17 protein-coding genes are annotated in these 19376 nt (G+C 52.1%); 7 read left to right on the plus strand and 10 right to left on the minus strand.

What is annotated here, in order from left to right; all coding sequences use genetic code 11:
• Positions 1–6: 6 nt before the first annotated feature.
• The 8 genes from PsW74_RS03670 to mtnA form a co-directional block, all read right to left on the minus strand.
• Positions 7–639, minus strand: a complete 633-nt coding sequence (locus tag PsW74_RS03670; RefSeq protein ID WP_063286291.1) for a LysE family translocator — start codon at positions 637–639, stop codon at positions 7–9.
• Positions 640–806: 167 nt separating this feature from the next.
• Positions 807–1937 carry a DNA replication/repair protein RecF gene (recF, locus tag PsW74_RS03675; RefSeq protein WP_063286290.1) on the minus strand — a complete coding sequence of 377 codons (1131 nt, stop codon included), beginning with the start codon at positions 1935–1937 and terminating at the stop codon, positions 807–809.
• Positions 1938–2057: 120 nt separating this feature from the next.
• Positions 2058–3176, minus strand: a complete 1119-nt coding sequence (gene dnaN / locus PsW74_RS03680) for a DNA polymerase III subunit beta (RefSeq protein WP_063286480.1) — start codon at positions 3174–3176, stop codon at positions 2058–2060.
• Positions 3177–3523: 347 nt separating this feature from the next.
• The gene (dnaA, locus tag PsW74_RS03685; protein ID WP_057463134.1) at positions 3524–4990 is read right to left on the minus strand and encodes a chromosomal replication initiator protein DnaA; all 1467 of its coding nucleotides are present in this window, start codon (positions 4988–4990) and stop codon (positions 3524–3526) included.
• 176 nt (positions 4991–5166) lie between these two features.
• Positions 5167–5601 (minus strand): rhodanese-like domain-containing protein, encoded by a 435-nt coding sequence (locus PsW74_RS03690; protein WP_057463135.1) that lies wholly within the window; start codon positions 5599–5601, stop codon positions 5167–5169.
• A 679-nt stretch (positions 5602–6280) separates the two neighbouring features.
• Positions 6281–6547: a 30S ribosomal protein S20 gene (rpsT, locus tag PsW74_RS03695; protein ID WP_057463136.1), complete on the minus strand. Its 267-nt coding sequence runs from the start codon at positions 6545–6547 to the stop codon at positions 6281–6283.
• Between the two features lie 178 nt (positions 6548–6725).
• Positions 6726–7499 (minus strand): enoyl-CoA hydratase, encoded by a 774-nt coding sequence (locus PsW74_RS03700; RefSeq protein ID WP_057463137.1) that lies wholly within the window; start codon positions 7497–7499, stop codon positions 6726–6728.
• A gap of 90 nt (positions 7500–7589) precedes the next feature.
• A complete protein-coding gene (mtnA, locus tag PsW74_RS03705) occupies positions 7590–8696 on the minus strand; it encodes an S-methyl-5-thioribose-1-phosphate isomerase (RefSeq protein WP_063286289.1) in 1107 nt (368 codons plus the stop codon).
• A 237-nt stretch (positions 8697–8933) separates the two neighbouring features.
• On the opposite strand from mtnA, the gene PsW74_RS03710 reads away from it, so the two are divergent.
• The 3 genes from PsW74_RS03710 to PsW74_RS03720 all read left to right on the plus strand — a co-directional run bounded on the left by PsW74_RS03710 (position 8934) and on the right by PsW74_RS03720 (position 11458).
• On the plus strand, positions 8934–9788 hold the full coding sequence (locus PsW74_RS03710; RefSeq protein WP_063286288.1) for a GNAT family N-acetyltransferase: 855 nt from the start codon (positions 8934–8936) through the stop codon (positions 9786–9788).
• 79 nt (positions 9789–9867) lie between these two features.
• On the plus strand, positions 9868–10515 hold the full coding sequence (locus tag PsW74_RS03715) for an NUDIX hydrolase (protein WP_153041640.1): 648 nt from the start codon (positions 9868–9870) through the stop codon (positions 10513–10515).
• Positions 10516–10603: 88 nt separating this feature from the next.
• On the plus strand, positions 10604–11458 hold the full coding sequence (locus tag PsW74_RS03720; RefSeq protein ID WP_063286287.1) for a hypothetical protein: 855 nt from the start codon (positions 10604–10606) through the stop codon (positions 11456–11458).
• Between the two features lie 73 nt (positions 11459–11531).
• Here PsW74_RS03720 and PsW74_RS03725 read toward each other — a convergent pair whose 3' ends face one another.
• Positions 11532–12455 carry a LysR substrate-binding domain-containing protein gene (locus PsW74_RS03725; RefSeq protein WP_063305815.1) on the minus strand — a complete coding sequence of 308 codons (924 nt, stop codon included), beginning with the start codon at positions 12453–12455 and terminating at the stop codon, positions 11532–11534.
• Between the two features lie 310 nt (positions 12456–12765).
• Here PsW74_RS03725 and PsW74_RS03730 point away from each other — a divergent pair, with 310 nt between their 5' ends.
• From PsW74_RS03730 to PsW74_RS03740, 3 genes are all read left to right on the plus strand, one after another.
• Positions 12766–14304: an aldehyde dehydrogenase family protein gene (locus PsW74_RS03730; RefSeq protein ID WP_063286285.1), complete on the plus strand. Its 1539-nt coding sequence runs from the start codon at positions 12766–12768 to the stop codon at positions 14302–14304.
• Positions 14305–14316: 12 nt separating this feature from the next.
• Complete coding sequence (locus PsW74_RS03735; RefSeq protein ID WP_057463143.1) at positions 14317–15516, plus strand: acyl-CoA dehydrogenase; 1200 nt, start codon at positions 14317–14319, stop codon at positions 15514–15516.
• 175 nt (positions 15517–15691) lie between these two features.
• Entirely contained in the window at positions 15692–16876 is a 1185-nt protein-coding gene (locus PsW74_RS03740) for an FAD-binding oxidoreductase (RefSeq protein WP_063286284.1), read from the plus strand.
• Between the two features lie 10 nt (positions 16877–16886).
• Here the strand turns inward: PsW74_RS03740 and PsW74_RS03745 are convergent, their stop codons facing one another.
• Positions 16887–17837 (minus strand): LysR family transcriptional regulator, encoded by a 951-nt coding sequence (locus PsW74_RS03745; protein ID WP_063286478.1) that lies wholly within the window; start codon positions 17835–17837, stop codon positions 16887–16889.
• Between the two features lie 46 nt (positions 17838–17883).
• Between PsW74_RS03745 and PsW74_RS03750 the strand changes: the two genes are divergently transcribed.
• Complete coding sequence (locus PsW74_RS03750; RefSeq protein WP_063286283.1) at positions 17884–18867, plus strand: aldo/keto reductase; 984 nt, start codon at positions 17884–17886, stop codon at positions 18865–18867.
• The last annotated feature ends 509 nt before the right edge of the window (positions 18868–19376 follow it).

The raw sequence follows: 19376 nt of genomic DNA on the forward strand, positions 1-19376 counted from the left end.
CTCTTCTTATCGCGCCACGATTGCGGCAGCGGTGCCAAACATTGCAACACTCGCGCTCTTATTCAATCGTGTCACGGCTTTTTCTGAGGTCAGGAGGCTTCGTGCCCGTACGGTCACACCAATATAGATTGCAAAGACCAGTGACAACACGGCAAGCGTAACAAACATCAACTCAACCAAGCCAATGGTCGTGATGGTTTCCATAGGCACCACGCTTGGCATCAAAGCCGCATAGAACAGCAAGCCTTTAGGGTTGGAAAGCGTGATCAGCATGCCGGAGACAAGTGTTTTGGCATTGCTTTTGGTGTTTGGCGTTATGGCGGCGGTGCCTTCAGTTGCCTGCGCTGTCTGCAGACCACTGGCACGCCAGAGCTTCCAAGCCAGAAACAGCAAATAGGCAGCGCCTGCATATTTAACGATGGTGAACGCCAGTACATAAGTACTCGCCAGTTTTGCCAGGCCCAGGATTGCCAGAATAAACAGACACATGCTGCCAATCAGCATGCCAGAGACAAATGTGAGAGTGCCTTGCAACCCAAAACCGAGTGTACGCGAAACCAGTGCCGTAATCGCAGGGCCAGGTGTGATGGCAACAACAAACAGAGTTGCCCCAAATACGAGGAGAATTTGCAAGTCCATGGGGATCACTTAGGTCAGAGATAAGGCGCTTAACGCAGTTCGCGTATTCTCATCGGAAAGCTTGTCTCTGCTTTTCCAGAATACCGCCCAAGACTAATCACAAGGATATTTCGCTGACAAGCGAGATAAAAGCGGCTTGCCTTCAAGCCAGCTCAATGATGACACTTTTAGCTTAGCGCAATACCACCGTTTGCAACCTCGAAAATCTGTGCCGCACTTGGCAGATCTTTGAAGAGGTTTTCGTCGGTGCCAGTCATGAAGACCTGACCACCCAGAACTTCCAGCCGTGTAAAGAGAGCTTCGCGGCGGCCGGGGTCCAGATGGGCCGCAACTTCATCCAGCAGCAGGATCGGGGTCATGCCGGAGATCGATGAGGTGAGGTCTGCATGTGCCAAAACCAAGCCAATCAGAAGCGCTTTTTGCTCTCCAGTTGAAGCTTGCGCGGCGGGCATTTGCTTTTCGCTATGAACCACGTAAAGGTCAGAGCGGTGCGGACCATCCAGAGTACGTCCGGCGGCACGGTCGCGGAAGCGGCCTTCCACCAGCAAATCCCGATAGCAATCTTCCCGATCTGATGCGCTCATGCCGATGGTCGCGGTTTCAAACGCGCCTTGCAGGTGGATTTCTGCGGACGGGAAGGGGAGGCCAAGCTGCTTTTGTGCTTCCAGTGTTTTGGCCAGCAAACTCACGGTTTCACTGCGCGCCAGAGCGACAGCGGTGCCCAGTTCAGCAACCTGCGCTTCGATGGCATCGAGATATTCGGGCGTTCCGCCCTCAGACAACAGGCGGTTTCGCTGGCGCAATGCTTTTTCAAAGCTTGCGACCATTCTGCCATGAGACGGATTGAGGGAGAGGACCAGACGATCGAGAAATTTGCGTCGATCAGAGGCTGAGCCCGTAAACAGGCCATCCATGGACGGGACCAACCACAACACACGAAGGTATTCCAGGAGAGCTTCGGAAGAACGAGCTTCTTCGCTGTCAATGCGGACGCGGCGTCCCGGTTCTCCGGCAGTTAAACCTGTACCGATGCGGGTCTCACCAAATTCTCCATCTAAGATCGCGCTGACAGCCCAGCCGCCAGATCCATCGGCGCGGGCAATATCGCTAAGGGTTGCGCGGCGGAGACCACGGCCAGCGGAGAGAAAGGAGATTGCTTCGAGAATATTGGTTTTGCCTGCGCCGTTATCGCCAACAAAAGCGACCATTCGGCTGTTCAACTCAACGCTTGTTGCGTTGTAGTTTCGAAAATCCGTTAGCGCGAGGCGAGTAAGCGCCACAGGCACTGGATCCGACATTCAGGCTCTCTTTGGTTACATGAATTTTGAGCATATTCTCATCCGAAAATTGGCCGCCATTTTTCGGGAATATGTAGCAGAAGAAAAAATGCCCCCGGCTTAGGACCGAGGGCAAAACATTTATACGCGCATTGGCATCAGCACATAAAGCGCTTCATCACTGCCTTCATCGCGAACGAGGGTCGGAGAACCAGAATCTGCAAGCGTAAAGAGAGCGGAATCTGCTTCCAACTGAGCTGCTATATCCAACAGGTACTTGGAGTTGAAGCCGATCTCGAATTCTTCGTTGTCGTACTCAACTGCAACTTCTTCAGTCGCAGAACCAGAGTCCGGGTTGGTGACCGTCAGAACGATCTTGCCTTCGCTCAGGGACATTTTGACTGCACGGCCACGATCAGATGCGATGGTGGACACGCGATCAACTGCTTCCTTGAAGGCATCACGATCAACGCGCAGTTCCTTGTCGTTTCCTTTTGGAATGACGCGCTCATAATCCGGGAAGGTTCCGTCGATGAGTTTTGAGGTCAGGATGATATCACCAATGGTGAAACGGATTTTGGTTTCAGAGATCTCAACTTTGATCTCAACTTCCGGATCATCCAGCAGCTTCTGAATTTCGCCAACGGTTTTACGCGGTACAATGATACCAGGCATACCCTCGGAGCCTTCCGGCGCCTCAAGCTCAGCCTGAGCGAGGCGGTGTCCGTCAGTTGCGACAGCGCGGAAACGCAGGCCTTCTCCGATATCCAGAGAGTGCATGTAGATACCATTGAGGTAGTAGCGGGTTTCTTCCGTAGAGATCGCAAACTGAGTGCTGTTGATCAACTTGCGGATGCCGCCGGCGGTCATGGTGAAGCTGTGAGTGAACTCACCAGCAGTCAGGTCAGGGAAGTCAGTGACTGGCAGGATCTGCAGCGCGAAGCGGGAGCGCCCGGCGCGAATTTCCATAGTGCTGTCATCACCAGACGTTTCCAAAACAACCTGAGAACCATCTGGCAACTTGCGCACGATCTCGTAGATCATGTGAGCTGGCACTGTGGTTCCACCTGGCGTTTCGACCATTGCCGCGATGCTTTCCACGACCTCAAGATCCAAATCGGTTGCCTTAAGCTTGAGGTTGCCACCTTCAGCCTGCAGCATCACGTTGGAGAGGATCGGAATGGTGTTCCGCCGTTCCACCACACGGTGTACGTGGGTCAGAGACTTCAAAAGCTCGGTCCGCTCAAGTGTCACTTTCATGCGAAACGTCCATTCTTCTGGGCGGAGCATCGCGCCGGTGCAGCGAACTCCGCGAATTACTAATACAAATTGCCCAGTTTCAGTGCAGAGGCCCACTTGGTCTGCACTTGCCCACTATGCCGAGTTTAACCTCGTGCAGGGTCGTTCAAACTGCACGTTTAGCTCGCAAAATGCAAGAGGGGCGCTGCAAGCAGCGCCCCAATAATCACCAAATTCCTGCATGGAGTCCAGATGGCTCCGTGTAGAGGACGCTTATCAGAGCACGCTGCATTCACGCATCGTGCTCTAAGTTCTTTCCTTGAGCTCATTCAGATCATTTGATTGAAGCCAATCAAATGGAATGCGCTCTAGGCGTCCAGCATACGCTTCAGCAGCTCCAGCTCCTGCGCAAGACCGTTATCTGCCTTGGAGAGCTCTTCGATTTTACGAACTGCATGGAGTACTGTTGTGTGGTCACGATTGCCGAAGCGACGACCGATCTCTGGCAGAGAACGTGGGGTCATCATCTTAGCGAGATACATAGCGATTTGACGAGGACGCACGATGGTGCGTGTCCGGCGTGCAGAAAGCAGATCTGCTTTTGTGACGTTATAATGTTTTGACACAACGCGCTGAATGTCTTCGATTTTAACGCGGCGTGGTTCAGCTGCACGGATGAGATCACGCAGAGTGATTTCAGCCATTTCCAGAGTTACCGGAGAGTTTGTCAGCTGGTTATGTGCAACGAGACGGTTCAGAGCACCTTCCAGATCACGACCTGAAGAGGTTACATTGCGTGCAACGTAGTCCAGAACGGCCTCCGGCACAGTGAAGTTCGGGTATGAGCGCTGCTGAGCACGCATACGATCTTCAATGATAGCGCGACGAAGCTGAAAATCTGGTTCGGAGATATTTACGACCAAACCACCTGCCAGGCGGGAGCGAACGCGATCATCCAGGCTTTCCAATTCAGCCGGAGCGCGGTCAGCTGCAACAACAACCTGACGAGCACCATCAATCAATGCATTAAGAGTGTGGCAGAACTCCTGCTGCACCTGCTTGCCGTGAAGGAACTGCATGTCATCGATCAAAAGAAGATCGATAGAACGTAGAGTTTCCTTGAAGGACATTGCAGACTGCGCCTGAAGCGCGGCAACGAAGCGGTACATGAAATGCTCTGCGGTGAGGTACAGAACACGGCGACCAGCCATACGGGCCTGATTTGCAATCGCCTGCATCAAGTGGGTCTTACCAAGACCTACAGAAGCATGGAGGTAAAGCGGGTTAAAGGTTACGACACCGCCGCCTGCAACTTGCTTTGCTGCTGCAAGAGCCAGAACGTTGGATTCACCTTCAACAAAACTTTCGAAGACGTATTTCGGATCGAGGGATGCCCCCTCGAGTACGTCTTTAGAGGAAAGGTCGGAACGACCACCTCGACCGCCCATCATGGATGGCATTGGGGACGTTGCGCGCAGACCAACAGGATCATTTACCTGAATTGGGCGCATATCAGTCTTGCCACCCAGTGCTGGGCGTGCAGCTGGCTTAGCCGCTGCAGGACGGGGACGAACGGCACCGCGAACGGTGAGCTCGATCTTATGAATGTCATCACATTCATTTTTCCAAAGTCCCATCAGACGCTCTGAATAATGAGACTGAATCCATTGCTTCAAAAACCGCGTAGGAACAGACAAACGAACGGTGCCGTTGGTGTGCCCTTCCATGTCTACACGTGCAAACCAGCTGGAGAATACATCTTCACCCAACTCAACACGTAGACGTTTCTTAACGCGATCCCATTGCTCCGGCCCTGGAGCTTCCTGAACGTGCATGCTCGCCTCCTTGCAGCCGTTGAGTATTCCGCCACAGATACTCAACCATCAAATCTATTGCGCTCATTTCGAGCTTTGTTGAACCAGACGCTTTTTTATTTCGTTGCCATTAGACAAAAACATCACATCGGTGTGGCGCCCACACACCGTTGCTAAATTCTAATATTTCTTGGGAGCTATCCTTGGCTCCACGGAAGACCTTGAGCCTTCCACCCAGAAACCGAGCCTCGATGACCTTCAGCATCATGACCGCCTTCAAAGCCGTCTGCCACGTTGTAGCAGTTTTTATAGCCAAGGGCTGTCATCGCGATCGCTGCTGCCTTACTCCGAACTCCAGAGCGGCACAAAAAGAAGATTGCAGCGTTTTGGTCAAGTCCTTTTTGCGTCAATGCGTCAGAAAGTTGACTCGCAAAGCCCTCATGAGGGCCATTGGATGGGAAACCCTGCCATTCAGCAAGGATGACTTCCTTCTCCAATTTGGAAAGATCCGGAATGCCTACGAAGGTCCATTCAGCGTTGGTTCTTACATCTACAAGAATTGCAGAACCATCAGCTTTAAGGCTCTCGAAAACTTCCGTTACGCTTCGATCACCTGCATAGGACTCATGCATAGATACTTCCATTTACTAACCTAGACGCATTACGTTTGCTCACCCAAATGAGTAAGCCACTATAAAAAGACTCAAAATCGAAATTCAAGAAAAATCAGAAGGAAAAGCAACAATAGCAGCAAAATGACGCAATAACTCTAGTAGTCTAAATTGCAATTACTATAAAATGCAACGCCTAGACTTTACGCCATCTGACCAGCTTTGCCCGACCCTGGTTCGATTCTTCTAACTTGTATGCTGGGATCGGGTAGCAACCCGACTTCTTCTTGACCATACACAGCCGATTTTGGTCCCGCAATAGCGGAAAGTTTACAAAACGCAAATGCCCTTTCTGTGACGCAAGGTCAAGCTCATATGTCGTCAACGGCTAAGTTCGGCAAAAAGCAGTGAACTCAACAACTTTCTCGATATGCGCTTGGTTAATGGTGGGCCCGGGAAGCGAATAAAAAAAATTTATCCGGCCATCTCTTGACTCACCAAGAATCTGCTTATTTCAACTGTGACAATTTTAACCTAGAGCCAATCCATTGTTTTTTAAGGATTTTCCTTGACAGGCTCCGAGACTAGTCCACAGGCTATCCGCCGTGAAAATGCCCCAGTTTTATCCTAGGGTAAGCTTATCCAGCTAACAAAAAAGCCCGGCCATACGACCGGGCTTTTTTAGTCCAAAAAAATTGGATTAGGCGCCGAGTGCCTTAATGCGGGCATTCATGCGGGATACTTTGCGAGACGCAGTGTTCGCATGCATAACGCCTTTAGTAGATGCACGCATGATCTCAGGCTGTGCAACTTTGAATGCTTCGTTAGCAGCTGTCTGGTCACCCGCGACAATTGCTTCTTCCACTTTACGAACGTATGTACGTACGCGGCTACGGCGAGCCTTATTAGTGGCCGTCTGGCGAGCAATTTTACGTGCCGCCTTCTTGGCCGAAGGAGTGTTGGCCATGGGCTCTGTCCTGATCTGTCAGTAAGAACTGTTTTCAAATCGCGAACGAGACCGCCCAAAGCCGCCCCGATCAAACGAATTCAGTGACGAACAAAATCCGCCTCTGGTTGTGGAGCGCTTATAGTTGGGAGTCTGAGCCTCGTCAACGAAAAAAGGTGTAGACCTGCCTAAAAACGGCTTATCCGTCTTCGAATTCAGGTTTTCTCTTTTCAATGAATGCCTTCATACCTTCTTTTTGATCGCTGGTTGCAAACATAGAATGGAACAAACGACGCTCAAAACGAATGCCTTCAGCAAGTGTTACTTCGTAAGAACGGTTTACACTTTCCTTCGTCATCATAACAATTGGAGTCGAGAAACTTGCAATCTTTTCAGCAGCTTTGATTGCTTCAGCAACCAAATCTTCATTTGCGATAACACGAGAAACCAGGCCAGCGCGCTCAGCCTCTGATGCATCCATCATACGGCCTGTCAAGCACATTTCCATTGCTTTTGACTTGCCAACAAGCCTTGTTAATCTCTGTGTACCACCTGCACCTGGCATAACGCCAAGTTTGATCTCTGGCTGACCGAATTGCGCAGATTCTGCTGCCAGAATGAAATCACACATCATGGCAAGCTCACATCCGCCGCCCAGCGCGAAGCCTGCGACCGCTGCGATGATTGGTTTACGCTTTTGCGCGATCTGATCCCAGCTGGTGATGAAGTCCATCAGATAGGTCTGCGGATAGTCGTATTCTGCCATCACTTTAATGTCAGCGCCCGCCGCGAAGGCTTTCTCGGAGCCGGTGATGACTGTCGCGCCAATTTCAGGGTCACGATCAAATACGTTCAGCGCTTCATCAAGCTCAGCGATCAGGTCGCTGTTCAATGCATTCAATACTTTCGGGCGATTTAGCGTAATCAGGCCAATCTTGCCGCGTGTCTCAACCAGAATATTCTCGTAGGACATATGTCCCTCCCAATAAAATCAACTTGGATTTCTGCCCTAACATTGAAGAGTGATGGCTTAGCGGCAAGGTATCCGTTTGTCTTAGTTCTATCAGGCGTCTGTGTTTGCCCGCTCTGGAAACAGCGCTGCGAGCCCTTCTTTGCTAGCTGCACAGGCACCGCGCTCGGTGATCAGGGCGGTAACGTACTTTGATGGCGTCACATCAAACGCGAAGTTGGACAAAGGGGTCTCTGGCGGGCAAATGCGCACCTTCTCAACCTTGCCCTCCGCGTTTTCACCCGAGATCCACGCGACCTCTTCGCCGCCGCGCTCTTCAATCGGAATTTCCTTCAGGCCATCAGCAACGGTCCAGTCGATGGTTGAGGAAGGCAGAGCCACGTAGAATGGGACGCCATTGTCATGGGCTGCCAGCGCTTTGAGGTAGGTGCCGATTTTGTTGCAGACATCGCCGTGTGCAGTTGTTCTGTCTGTTCCCACGATGCAAAGATCCACCATGCCATGTTGCATGAGGTGGCCACCTGCATTGTCGACAAGCAACGTATGAGGCACGCCGTGCTCTCCCAGCTCCCATACAGTCAGGCCAGCGCCCTGATTGCGCGGACGGGTTTCATCAACCCAGACATGGACCTTGATGCCTTTGTTGTGGGCCTGATAGATCGGAGAGGTGGCTGTCCCCCAGTCCACGGTCGCCAGCCAGCCCGCATTGCAGTGAGTCAGGATGTTGATGGTCTCGCCCGGACTCTTTTGCGCGGCGATCTCTTCAATCAGCTTAAGGCCGTGCTTGCCGATGGATTCGTTGCAGGCCACGTCTTCATCAGAAATCTCGACGGCCCGCTTCCACGCAGCTGCCGCTCTTTGCTCCAATGGCAGCTCTGAGAGCAGGCTTTGCATGTCATTCAACGCCCAACGCAGGTTGATTGCGGTGGGGCGGGTTGCATGGAGCACCTGCCACGCATTGCTTAGTGCTGCATCGCTTGGGTCCCGCGCCATTTCCAGTGCAACACCAAAGGCAGCTGTTGCGCCAATCAGTGGGGCGCCTCGAACCCACATGTCCTTGATGGAAACCGCTGCATCTTCCAGATTACGCAGTTCAACCTCGACAAAACGATGAGGGAGGCAGGTCTGGTCGATGATCCCGACAGATTTTCCAGCTTCCAGCGGCCAAATGGAACGGTATGCTTTACCATGAACCTTCATCGCGACGTCTCCTACCCATGTATGCGGTTTGTGCGTCAGATTATCGGATTTTTCCGTGGCTCCATCTGCATTTTATCGCGTCCGGTTTCTTTTCCTCATAAAGTTCTGCAGTCCGCAGTTTCTGCATGGTCCAATTAGATGAAAGCCTTTCATCTCCTCTTTAACCATACTGCGCTACGCTGACTCTCTTACGTCAGTTTACACATAACTTTGCCGGGTTGATGAAAGAGGCTTCCGATGGCTCCGCTGGACACTGAAATTCGCGTTATGGATGAAGATGGCATTTTGACCATGCTGGATTGGGCCGCCCAAGAGGGCTGGAATCCGGGTGAAGATGATGCACAATCCTATTATGCGGCGGATCCCGGCGGTTTTCTTGGCTGCTATCTAAACAATCAGCTGGTTTCTATGGTGTCTGCCGTTCAATACGGTGAGGCCTATGGCTTTCTCGGCTTTTACATCTGTCATCCGGAGTTTCGCAGGCAAGGCCTCGGGGCCGTTATATGGAATGCCGCCATGAAACGGCTGGAAGGGCGGACGATTGGCCTTGATGGCGTAGTGGAAGAGCAAGACAATTACGCGAAGTCCGGCTTCAGGCTCGTTCATCAGAATATGCGTTACAGCGGTCTGTCTGATGTCACTATGCCTATGGATCAGCGTATTTCCATCATTGGCAAGGGCATTTTGCCGAGCATTATAGAATATGATCGCAACTACTTTCCCGCAGAACGCTCCGCTTTTCTGGAACGCTGGATGGAGCCAATGAACCCTATGCGCCGGGGCCTCTATCTGGTTGAAGAGGGTATTGTTCGCGGTTACGGCGTTATCCGTGCGGCTCGTGATGGGTATCGTATTGGCCCAATGGCCGCTGAAACTCCTGAAGGGGCTGATCTGCTGTTCCGCGCCCTTGCTGGCAGCGCCAAAGGGCAGATGGTCAACATTGATCTGCCTTTGCCTAATGAACAAGCCGTGGAACTGGCAGAGCGCTACGACCTATCACCCGTGTTCGCTACCGCCAGAATGTATAAGGGCCAAGACCCCAACCTCCCCCTCGACAAGATCTACAGCTTTGCAAGCTATGAGCTGGGGTAGCCCTAGCCACTCGTTTGAAGGCATAATGCCACTTTTAGTTCTCCCTTTTTCACTTTCCAGTTTTTAAAAGGATTACCCCGTGGCAGCTTCCAAAGAGCAATCAGACAATATCTCCCAGTTGCTTCGATATGCAGAAGAAGTTGGCGCCATTGCCAACAATGGGCTCCTCTTTTCAAAAGACACGTTTGATATTGAACGCTACGAGCGGCTTAAAAGTATCTCCGGTGAGATGATGAGCCTTACCTCTGGCCTACCAAGCGATGAGATAGCAGAGTGGCTCGCTGTTGATACCCACTATGCAACACCCAAGATGGACGTTCGCGGTCTCGTTATACAAGAGGGCGAAATACTGCTCGTGAAGGAGCGATGCGATGCGCGGTGGACACTTCCCGGAGGGTGGTGTGAAGTCAATGAATCACCCAAGGAAGCTATAGAGAAAGAGGTATTTGAGGAGACAGGGCTAAAGGTGCAAGCCACCCGGTTACTTGCCTTTTTTGATAAGCACAAGCATGATCATCCGCCTCAGGTACCGCATTCATATAAGTGCTTTTTTCTCTGTGAGGTTGTTGGTGGTTCACTGGAACAAAGCACCACTGAAACCAGCGCAGTCCAATTTATTCCAATGACGGAACTCCCTCCACTTTCCACGCATCGCGTCACGAAAGAGCAAATCCACCGCATTTACTCACTTGCTATGGACCCCGATCATCCTACTATTTTTGATTGAAGATAGCCTCTGAGCAGCTACCCACATTGATCCTAATCAGATAAGGAATGACCATATCAAGCATGCACAATGCAAAAGGATTTTATCAATGGATTTTGAGAGTGAGCCAAAGGTAGCAAGGCTAACGCATAAGCAATGGCTGAAGTTTGCAATTATTGGCGTTATCTTTTTCTGGTTTTTTACAGTTGCTCTTGGATCATATCTGCCTCTCGAACAACGAGGCACATTTGGAGACCAGTTTGGTGCGATAAACGCACTTTTTTCTGGGTTCGCATTGGCAGGGCTAGTTTTCGGTATTTTGCAGCAGCAGGAAGCCTTGAGAATTGCACGCATAGAACTGCGGACTGCTCTTCAAGAAGCGCAGGGCACAAAGCACATGCTTGAGGAGCAAAGAAAAGCACTAAACGAGCAGAACAAAGCAAATCGAAAGATGGCTTTTGAGAATAATCTCTTTGAACTCCAAAAAAACAATGCTGACATTTTGGATCAATGCACACTGCAAGGTAGCGGCATTCGCACTATTCACGGCCACAACGCTTTTGACTCGGCCTTGCGGCAATATTTAGAAACGGTGAACTCAACTAATAATCTGCGTAGTTGGGTACACTTTTATACAGACCATAAAAACAGTTTTTCAAATTATGCATGGCACTTTGGCTTTGTTCTAGAATTTCTACTCGATACTGATTTTTGCGCTTTGGGTTTCGAAACACGCGAAGAAGGTGAACGATTTTACCTGAATAAGTTCTTCACCCAAATACCAGCAGCAGCGTTGTGGGGAGTTGCAGTCTGCCTGCTAGATGAGCAGTTCGGTCATATAAAAATGTACGACAGGGCAATTGATGTTGTAATTTTCGCTCAACGATCAGGAGAGTTCAAATATAGCGCTTCAATCTTTAAAGCATATGGGGCTCCTGCTTATTTACGCGATGGACCTTCTTAAAATCACACTTTGTCGCCTAACTATAGCGCAGGGAGAGAAGCTTCCCTTTTACTAGTATTTGAACCACTCACCCTTACCCCGGCAACAATGTCTCCCGGTCCAACTGCTGTTCGTGGGCTTCTTCCTGGAGCCATGCTTTGAAGGATTTTACGACTGGGCGCAGGGTGCGGTTTTCGGGGTAGACGAAGTGGTAGGCGGAGGAGAGTTTCAGGCTGATGTCAAACAGGCGGACCAGTGTGCCTGCGGCGAGCTCTTCCTCAATAAAGAACTTTGGTACCAGAGCCACACCCAAACCGGAGGCGGCGGCTTGTGAGATCATGGTGAACTGATCGAAACGCGGGCCCTGAAAGGCGCCATCTGTTTCTACACCCGCCAGAGAGAACCATTTTTGCCATGCATCTGGCCGTGTTGACTGGTGCAGGCGCATAACGTCAATCAGGTCTTCCGGTGTGCGCAGGCTGTGTCTGTCGCGGAATGCTCTGGAGGCGACTGGAATGACTTCTTCCTGAAACAGTGGCTCTGCGATGGCTCCTGCCCAGACAGGTTCTCCGTAGTGGATCGCTCCATCAAACGGTTCTACCGAGAAATCGAAGGGGCGCAGACGGACGGAGAGGTTGAAGCTGGCTTCCGGGTAGCGCTCGTGGAAACGGGGGAGGCGGCGGGCGAGCCAACGGGTGCCGAAGGTTGGGAGCACGGCGACGTTGAGCACATCCTCACTGCCGGCAAAGGACATCACCTGACGGGTGGCGCTGGTCATCTTTTCCAGCGTGCCGCGGATGTCATGCAGGTAGATACGCCCGGCATCCGTCAGAACAATGCGCTGGCGAATCCGTTTGAACAGCTCAACACCCAAGCGGCCTTCCAAAAGGCGCACCTGTTTGCTGACTGCGCCTTGCGTCAGGAACAATTCTTCAGCTGCACGCGTGAAACTGCCGTGCCGCGCTGCGCTTTCGAATGCGATCAAACAGTCTATCGGGGGGATAAAACCACGCTTCATCCTGACCTCTCATGATGCCGTGAACAGCTCGAAACTCCTGAAATCGCGAGGTTAGGCACACCCAACACGATTAAATTTCGTTCTATCTGGCATCATCTCCTTCTTAAAACAGAATCTCAAATAGGCCGATACCCATTATTATCCTACTGATTTTAAGCAGTTTTCTCACTAGTGCAAGATCCAAGCGAAATTATCAGTCATTCCATATGCGAATGAATAATGGAAAAGACGTAGCTTTTACCAGTGAACAGGACAAGAGAAACTCTGCTCAAATTTCGAACTGACTGTTTCTCACTCTTTGGGGGCTTCAATGACCGTAGGTCTGGATACCGCGCAATTCGCAAAAGAAACAATTGAACTCATGGAGCGTATGGGTGTTGCCCGCGCTGCTTTGGAAGGTGGCACACTTGCTGCAACTTCTCCAAACTCCGGTGAAACGCTGGCGATGATCAAAGAAGACAGCGCCGCGGAAACCTCCGCTGCGATTGGTCGTGCTCACGATGCTTTCAAAGAGTGGCGCAAGCTGCCAGCCCCTCGTCGTGGCGAACTGGTTCGCCTGCTGGGTGAAGAGCTTCGCACTTATAAAGATGATCTCGGCAAACTGGTGAGCCTTGAAGCAGGCAAGATCACCTCTGAAGGTCTGGGTGAAGTTCAGGAAATGATCGACATCTGTGATTTTGCAGTTGGGCTTTCCCGTCAGCTGTACGGCCTGACCATCGCGACCGAGCGTCCGGGTCACCGTATGATGGAAACCTGGCACTCATCCGGTGTTATTGGTGTGATCTCCGCGTTCAACTTCCCAGTCGCGGTCTGGTCCTGGAACGCAGCACTCGCCTTTGTTTGTGGTGACTCCGTTGTTTGGAAGCCATCTGAGAAGTCACCACTGACAGCAATGGCATGTGCTGCGCTGTTTGAGCGTGCGGTTGCCAAGTTTGGTGATGATGCGCCGAAGGGCTTGCTGGAAGTCATCGTGGGTGGCCGTGAAATCGGTGAGACGCTGGTCGATGACAAGCGCGTGCCTGTTATCTCCGCAACCGGTTCTACTCGCATGGGTCGTCAGGTTGGTCCACGTGTTGCACAGCGCTTCGGCAAGTCTATCCTTGAGCTGGGTGGCAACAACGCAGCGATCGTGACTCCATCTGCTGATCTGGACCTGACCCTGCGCGGCGTGGCCTTCTCTGCAATGGGTACTTGTGGCCAGCGTTGTACTACTCTGCGCCGCCTGATCACGCATGACAGCGTTTATGATGCGCTGATCCCACGTCTGATCAAGGCGTATGCCTCTGTGAAGATCGGCATTCCGACCGAAGAAGGCACGCTGATCGGTCCGCTTATCGACAAAGACGCTTATGACAACATGCAGAAGTCTCTGGAAGCTGCGAAAGCTGCCGGCGGCACCGTGCATGGTGGCCAGCGCGTGATGGCGGATGAGTATCCGGATGCCTATTACGTTCAGCCTGCTGTTGTTGAAATGCCAGGTCAGGTTGGTCCTGTACTGGAAGAGACTTTTGCTCCGATCCTCTACGTCGTTCGCTACAGCGACTTTGATGAAGCGATTGAAATTCAGAACGGTGTTGGCGCTGGTCTGTCTTCTTCCGTCTTCACCAAAGACATGGGTGAAGCTGAAACCTTCGTTTCTGTTGTCGGCTCTGATTGCGGCATTGCAAACGTCAATATTGGCCCATCCGGTGCTGAAATTGGCGGCGCATTTGGTGGTGAAAAAGAAACTGGTGGTGGCCGTGAAGCTGGCTCTGATGCCTGGAAGGCATACATGCGCCGCGCGACCAATACCATCAACTACTCTGGCGCTCTTCCATTGGCGCAGGGTGTGAAGTTTGACGTTGAATAAGGAATTTTGAGCATGAGTAGTGATCCAACCGGCGGAGGCGTCTTCAATTGGGAAGACCCGTTCCTCATGCGCGACCAGTTGAATGAAGACGAAGTCCTCATCATGGAAAGCGCGCGTGCCTACGCTCAAGAAAAGCTTCTGCCACGTGTGATGGAAGCCTACCGCGAAGAGAAGACTGATCGCTCCATCTTTAACGAGATGGGCGAGCAGGGCCTGCTTGGTGTGACACTTCCAGAGCAATACGGTGGTTCAGGTGCGTCTTATGTGGCTTACGGCCTTGTTGCCCGCGAGGTTGAGCGTGTGGACAGTGGCTACCGCTCCATGATGAGTGTGCAGTCCTCTTTGGTGATGTACCCAATCTACGCCTACGGCTCTGAAGAGCAGCGCATGAAGTATCTGCCGAAGCTTGCTTCTGGCGAATACGTTGGCTGTTTTGGTCTGACCGAGCCGGATGCAGGGTCTGACCCAGCTGGCATGCGCACCCGCGCTGTGAAGACCGAGAGCGGGTACCGCATCACAGGTTCCAAGATGTGGATTTCCAACTCTCCAATCGCAGACGTGTTTGTGGTTTGGGCGAAGTCTGAAGCGCATGACAACCAGATCCGTGGTTTCGTTCTTGAAAAGGGTATGGAAGGTCTTTCCGCCCCTAAGATCGAAGGCAAGCTGTCTCTGCGTGCTTCCATCACCGGTGAAATTGTGATGGACAACGTTGAAGTGGGTGAAGACGCGCTGCTGCCTAACGTTTCTGGCCTGAAAGGTCCGTTCGGCTGTCTGAACCGCGCTCGCTACGGCATCTCCTGGGGTGCGCTGGGCGCTGCGGAAGATTGCTGGATGCGTGCTCGCCAGTACGGCATGGACCGCAAGCAGTTCAACCGTCCTCTGGCACAGACACAGCTGTTCCAGAAGAAGCTGGCAGACATGCAGACCGAGATTACTCTCGGCCTTCAGGCTTCCCTGCGTGTTGGTCGTCTGTTTGACGAAGGCCGCGTTGCTCCTGAGATGATTTCCATCGTGAAGCGCAACAACTGCGGCAAGGCGCTGGATATTGCGCGTCAGGCACGTGACATGCACGGCGGTAACGGCATCTCTGAGGAATTCATGGTGATGCGCCATGCTCAGAACCTTGAGACCGTCAACACTTATGAAGGTACACATGACGTTCACGCCCTTATTCTGGGTCGTGCGCAGACTGGCCTTCAGGCTTTCTTTTAAGCCCTGATCAGCATCGTAGTCTCATGAAAGTGCTGGGAGGCCTTTTTTGAGATTACGCTTGATGCTCTTGGGAGGCGTTTCGCCTCCCTTTTAGACCGGCGCTCGCAAATACCCGCCTAATTGTTTCGGGCGTCGGTTCTTACTCTTTTCCATTTCTCAGTATTCAGGTGTGACTATGGCGATAGCTTCAGTGGATGTTGCTATTATTGGGGGGGCTGTCATCGGGTCATCGGTGGCGTACCATCTTGCACAACGCGACGACTTCAAGGGTAGCATTGCGGTCTTTGAGAAAGACCCGTCTTACCAACACTGCGCTTCGGCGCTTTCTGCCGCTTCTATTCGCCAACAGTTCTCCTCTGCCGTGAACATCGACATTTCGCTCTATGGCATCGATTTCCTGCGCAATATTGGCAGTCTTCTGGAAGTTGATGGCGAACAGCCACGCATTGATCTGGTTGAGGGCGGTTATCTTTTTCTCGCAACACCAGACAAGCGCAGCATTTTGGAAGAGAACCACGCACTTCAACAGAAGATGGGTGCGGACATTGGGTTTTTGGATACTGATGCGCTGAAAGCCAAATTTCCGTGGCTCAACGTCTCTGATCTTTCTGCTGGCTGTCACGGTCTTTCTGGCGAAGGCTGGTTTGATGGATATGGCCTGATGCAGGCTTTCCGCCGCAAAGCGCGCTCCCTGAACGTGCCTTATGAGCCGTATCAAGTGGTTCATCTTGAAAAGATCATGGGGGGCAGCTGGATTTTGACGCTCTCCAACGGAGAACAGGTGGAAGCTGGTGTTGTGGTGAATGCTGCAGGCGCGTCAGGTGGTGCTCAGATTTGCATGGAAGCTGGCTTTGATGCTCCGGTGCACTCTAAAAAACGCATGATTTTCACCTTTGAATGCCGCGATGAGGTTCCGGGCCTGCCGTTGCTGGTTGATCCAAATGGCACCTATGTGCGCCCTGAAGGGACAGGCTTTATCTGCGGCAGCTCACCAGATGAAGAGCAAGACCCGGATTCCTTTGACTATGATGTCGATTATTCCTTCTTTGAGGAACACCTTTGGCCAACACTCGCCAATCGTATTCCTGCATTTGAAGCCATCAAGCCCGGTGCGGCGTGGGCAGGACATTATGATGTGAACCTGTTTGATCACAACGCATTTACCGGTCCGGTACCCGGCATAGAAGACTTCTACATCGCGCTGGGCTTCTCCGGTCACGGCCTTCAGCAAAGCCCGGCGGTGGGGCGCGGTCTTGCCGAACATATCGTAACAGGCCGCTATGAGACGCTGGACCTTTCCGAGCTTGGTGTTGAGCGCCTGACCGCAAACAATCCGCTGATTGAGCGGAATGTGGTTTAAGAAGAGCGGCCTACTGAGGTGGGCCGCTTAATCTGGCTCGATTTTTGATGATCAGGTCGGCGAGGAAGTCTGCCATGACGCGCATTCGGGGGGAGTGGGCGAGATCAGAGTGCATGACCAGATAAATTTGTTGATCAACGCCGATGTTGGCTTCCACGCAGACAAGCCCGGCTTCTGCTGCAAGGAAGTGAGGGAGGACTGCCAGACCGAGCCCGGCTTTGGCAGCGACCACTTGCGTCGCGAGTGATGAGGTTAAAACTGCGGGCTCGCGGCCTTTTAAAGCACGTCGAATCCATTGTGCTGCGGCAAGGTGGGCCTGCGCTTCACTCCAGGATATGCAGTCGTCGTCCTCATAGCTCTCAGGCTTTTCGAGTTCGGTCCGCTTGAGCAGATATTCTTTGCTTGCATAAAGGCCGAAGCCGAGCGTTCCCAAGCGACGAAGCGTGACGTTGCCGCTTTCCGGTTTCACCATCCGTATGGCAAGATCTGCATCACGGCGGTGCAGGTTCACTGAGCTTACGTCGGTTAGAATTTCGATGTGCAGGTCCGGATAGCTGGTGCGCAGCTCGGGCAGTGCAGGCAAAATCAGGTGAGTGGCGAGATTTTCTGCTGTGGCGAGGCGCAATTTTCCGGAAATGCCTGCCTGAGCCTTTGCGCCGGAGGAGAATGCTGCGGCTGCGGCTTCCAGCGCCTCTGCTTTTGCCAGCAACTCACGGCCATCCTCTGTGAGCTGATAGCCGGACTGGTGCCTGACGAACAAAGGGATTTTCAGCGTTTCTTCGAGACGATCAATCTTTCTCGACAGCGTCGCCACACCGATCTGCAGGTGTTGAGCAGCCGCGCTGAGTGTTCCTGTTCTGGCGACAGCCAGAAAGGCTTTGGTGTCATCCCATACAAGGTCGCGCAGAACTTCATTTCCAAATTCGGAAATCAGCTTTCCATTTCTACTCGTATTTTCCATTTTTGAAACATGGCAAGTATTCAGCAGCAACACAAGGAAGCTTCTGATGAAAACGCGCCAACTTGGATCTAAACTTAACGTCTCAGCGCTTGGTCTGGGCTGCATGGGGATGAGTGAGTTTTATGGCTCACACGATGACAGCGTGTCCTTGGGGGTGATGGCACGAGCCGTTGAACTGGGCATAGATTTCTTTGACACGGCAGACATGTATGGCCCTCATCACAATGAGGAGTTGATTGGCCGTTTTTTGAAGGAAACGAAAGCGCCTCTCAAAATCGCAACGAAATTCGGCATCAATCGGAAACCCGGCGAATACAAGCGGACAATCGAGAATAGTCGGCAATATGCGCGGCAGGCCTGTGAATCTTCTCTGAAGCGCTTGGGCCTTGATTACATTGACCTTTACTACGTTCATCGTGTGAACCCGGAACAACCCGTTGAGGATGTGATGGGCGAGCTTTCGCGGTTGGTTGATGAAGGGAAGATCGGCAATATCGGGCTTTGTGAGATCAACGAGACAACACTGCGCCGGGCTCATGCGGTTCATCCAATTGCGGCTGTACAGACAGAATACTCGCTGTGGTCACGTGATGTCGAAAGCACAATCCTGCCTGCATGCCGTGAGCTTGGCATTGGATTTGTCCCTTATTCTCCATTGGGGAGAGGGTTTTTGACGGGCAGTTTCAACTCGAAAACGGAGTTTGAAGAGGGCGATTTTCGCGCCAATCTGCCGAGATTTTCGAAAGAAGCCCTGCTCATCAACGAGGGTATCGCGAAAGTGATTACAGCGGCCGCACACCAGAAGAAATGCACGCCTGCCCAGCTCTCCCTTGCCTGGTTGCTGGCAAAGGGAAACGATATCGTGCCAATTCCGGGTACGAAGAGACTGAAGTATCTGGAAGAGAACGCTGCTGCCACTGAGATTGAGTTGACCGCTGAAGAGGGACTTGCACTGGAAGCCGAAATTGCTCACATTCCTGTTGTGGGTGAGCGGTACACGCCTGAGGGCATGAAAGGCCTTAATGCGTAAGCAGCTGAGTGATCTATAAAACTTATTCCCCTCCCAGTTTTCTCCCATATTCTGAGAGACATGCCCACGCAACGGGCTGCTGGCGGACCGTCCGTCAGTGAGGCGTGGGCTGGGTGGGGCTATCAGAAGAGGTAACGCATCTTTCTGGTGGTCCGGTGAACCGAACTTCAAACGTGACCGCATGGTTTGAGGGGAAGGGCCCAAGTTTGTAGGGTATCACGCGGCGACAAGTGCAAATGTACCGGCAGTAAAACCTGCTTTTACAGATGCGTTTGTCAAAGACGGAGGAACTGTTCGGTTAGGGAAACCTGATTGGATAAGCCATTGTCTTTCCGGGAAACCGGCTATCGTGCCTTACAGGCAAAGAGGCGACGTTGTTCATTACAAGAAAGCCCGGGCGAGGCGAGCAGCCACTGCCGAAGACTCATATTTAAACAAGTAGCGCAGGCACTGCCTGCTCGCCTTGCTCATCCCAAGTTTGGGAACCTTAGCTTCAACACTGCATGGGC

Source organism: Pseudovibrio sp. W74, from assembly GCF_001623085.1.
Classification (GTDB): Bacteria; Pseudomonadota; Alphaproteobacteria; order Rhizobiales; family Stappiaceae; genus Pseudovibrio.

Excerpts from the sequence above, each read along its gene's own strand:
- PsW74_RS03670 (WP_063286291.1), bottom strand. The coding sequence starts at position 639 with ATGGACTTGCAAATTCTCCTCGTATTTGGGGCAACTCTGTTTGTTGTT.
- recF (WP_063286290.1), bottom strand. The coding sequence starts at position 1,937 with ATGTCGGATCCAGTGCCTGTGGCGCTTACTCGCCTCGCGCTAACGGAT.
- dnaN (WP_063286480.1), bottom strand. The coding sequence starts at position 3,176 with ATGAAAGTGACACTTGAGCGGACCGAGCTTTTGAAGTCTCTGACCCAC.
- dnaA (WP_057463134.1), bottom strand. The coding sequence starts at position 4,990 with ATGCACGTTCAGGAAGCTCCAGGGCCGGAGCAATGGGATCGCGTTAAG.
- PsW74_RS03690 (WP_057463135.1), bottom strand. The coding sequence starts at position 5,601 with ATGCATGAGTCCTATGCAGGTGATCGAAGCGTAACGGAAGTTTTCGAG.
- rpsT (WP_057463136.1), bottom strand. The coding sequence starts at position 6,547 with ATGGCCAACACTCCTTCGGCCAAGAAGGCGGCACGTAAAATTGCTCGC.
- PsW74_RS03700 (WP_057463137.1), bottom strand. The coding sequence starts at position 7,499 with ATGTCCTACGAGAATATTCTGGTTGAGACACGCGGCAAGATTGGCCTG.
- mtnA (WP_063286289.1), bottom strand. The coding sequence starts at position 8,696 with ATGAAGGTTCATGGTAAAGCATACCGTTCCATTTGGCCGCTGGAAGCT.
- PsW74_RS03710 (WP_063286288.1), top strand. The coding sequence starts at position 8,934 with ATGGCTCCGCTGGACACTGAAATTCGCGTTATGGATGAAGATGGCATT.
- PsW74_RS03720 (WP_063286287.1), top strand. The coding sequence starts at position 10,604 with ATGGATTTTGAGAGTGAGCCAAAGGTAGCAAGGCTAACGCATAAGCAA.
- PsW74_RS03725 (WP_063305815.1), bottom strand. The coding sequence starts at position 12,455 with ATGAAGCGTGGTTTTATCCCCCCGATAGACTGTTTGATCGCATTCGAA.
- PsW74_RS03730 (WP_063286285.1), top strand. The coding sequence starts at position 12,766 with ATGACCGTAGGTCTGGATACCGCGCAATTCGCAAAAGAAACAATTGAA.
- PsW74_RS03735 (WP_057463143.1), top strand. The coding sequence starts at position 14,317 with ATGAGTAGTGATCCAACCGGCGGAGGCGTCTTCAATTGGGAAGACCCG.
- PsW74_RS03740 (WP_063286284.1), top strand. The coding sequence starts at position 15,692 with ATGGCGATAGCTTCAGTGGATGTTGCTATTATTGGGGGGGCTGTCATC.
- PsW74_RS03745 (WP_063286478.1), bottom strand. The coding sequence starts at position 17,837 with ATGGAAAATACGAGTAGAAATGGAAAGCTGATTTCCGAATTTGGAAAT.
- PsW74_RS03750 (WP_063286283.1), top strand. The coding sequence starts at position 17,884 with ATGAAAACGCGCCAACTTGGATCTAAACTTAACGTCTCAGCGCTTGGT.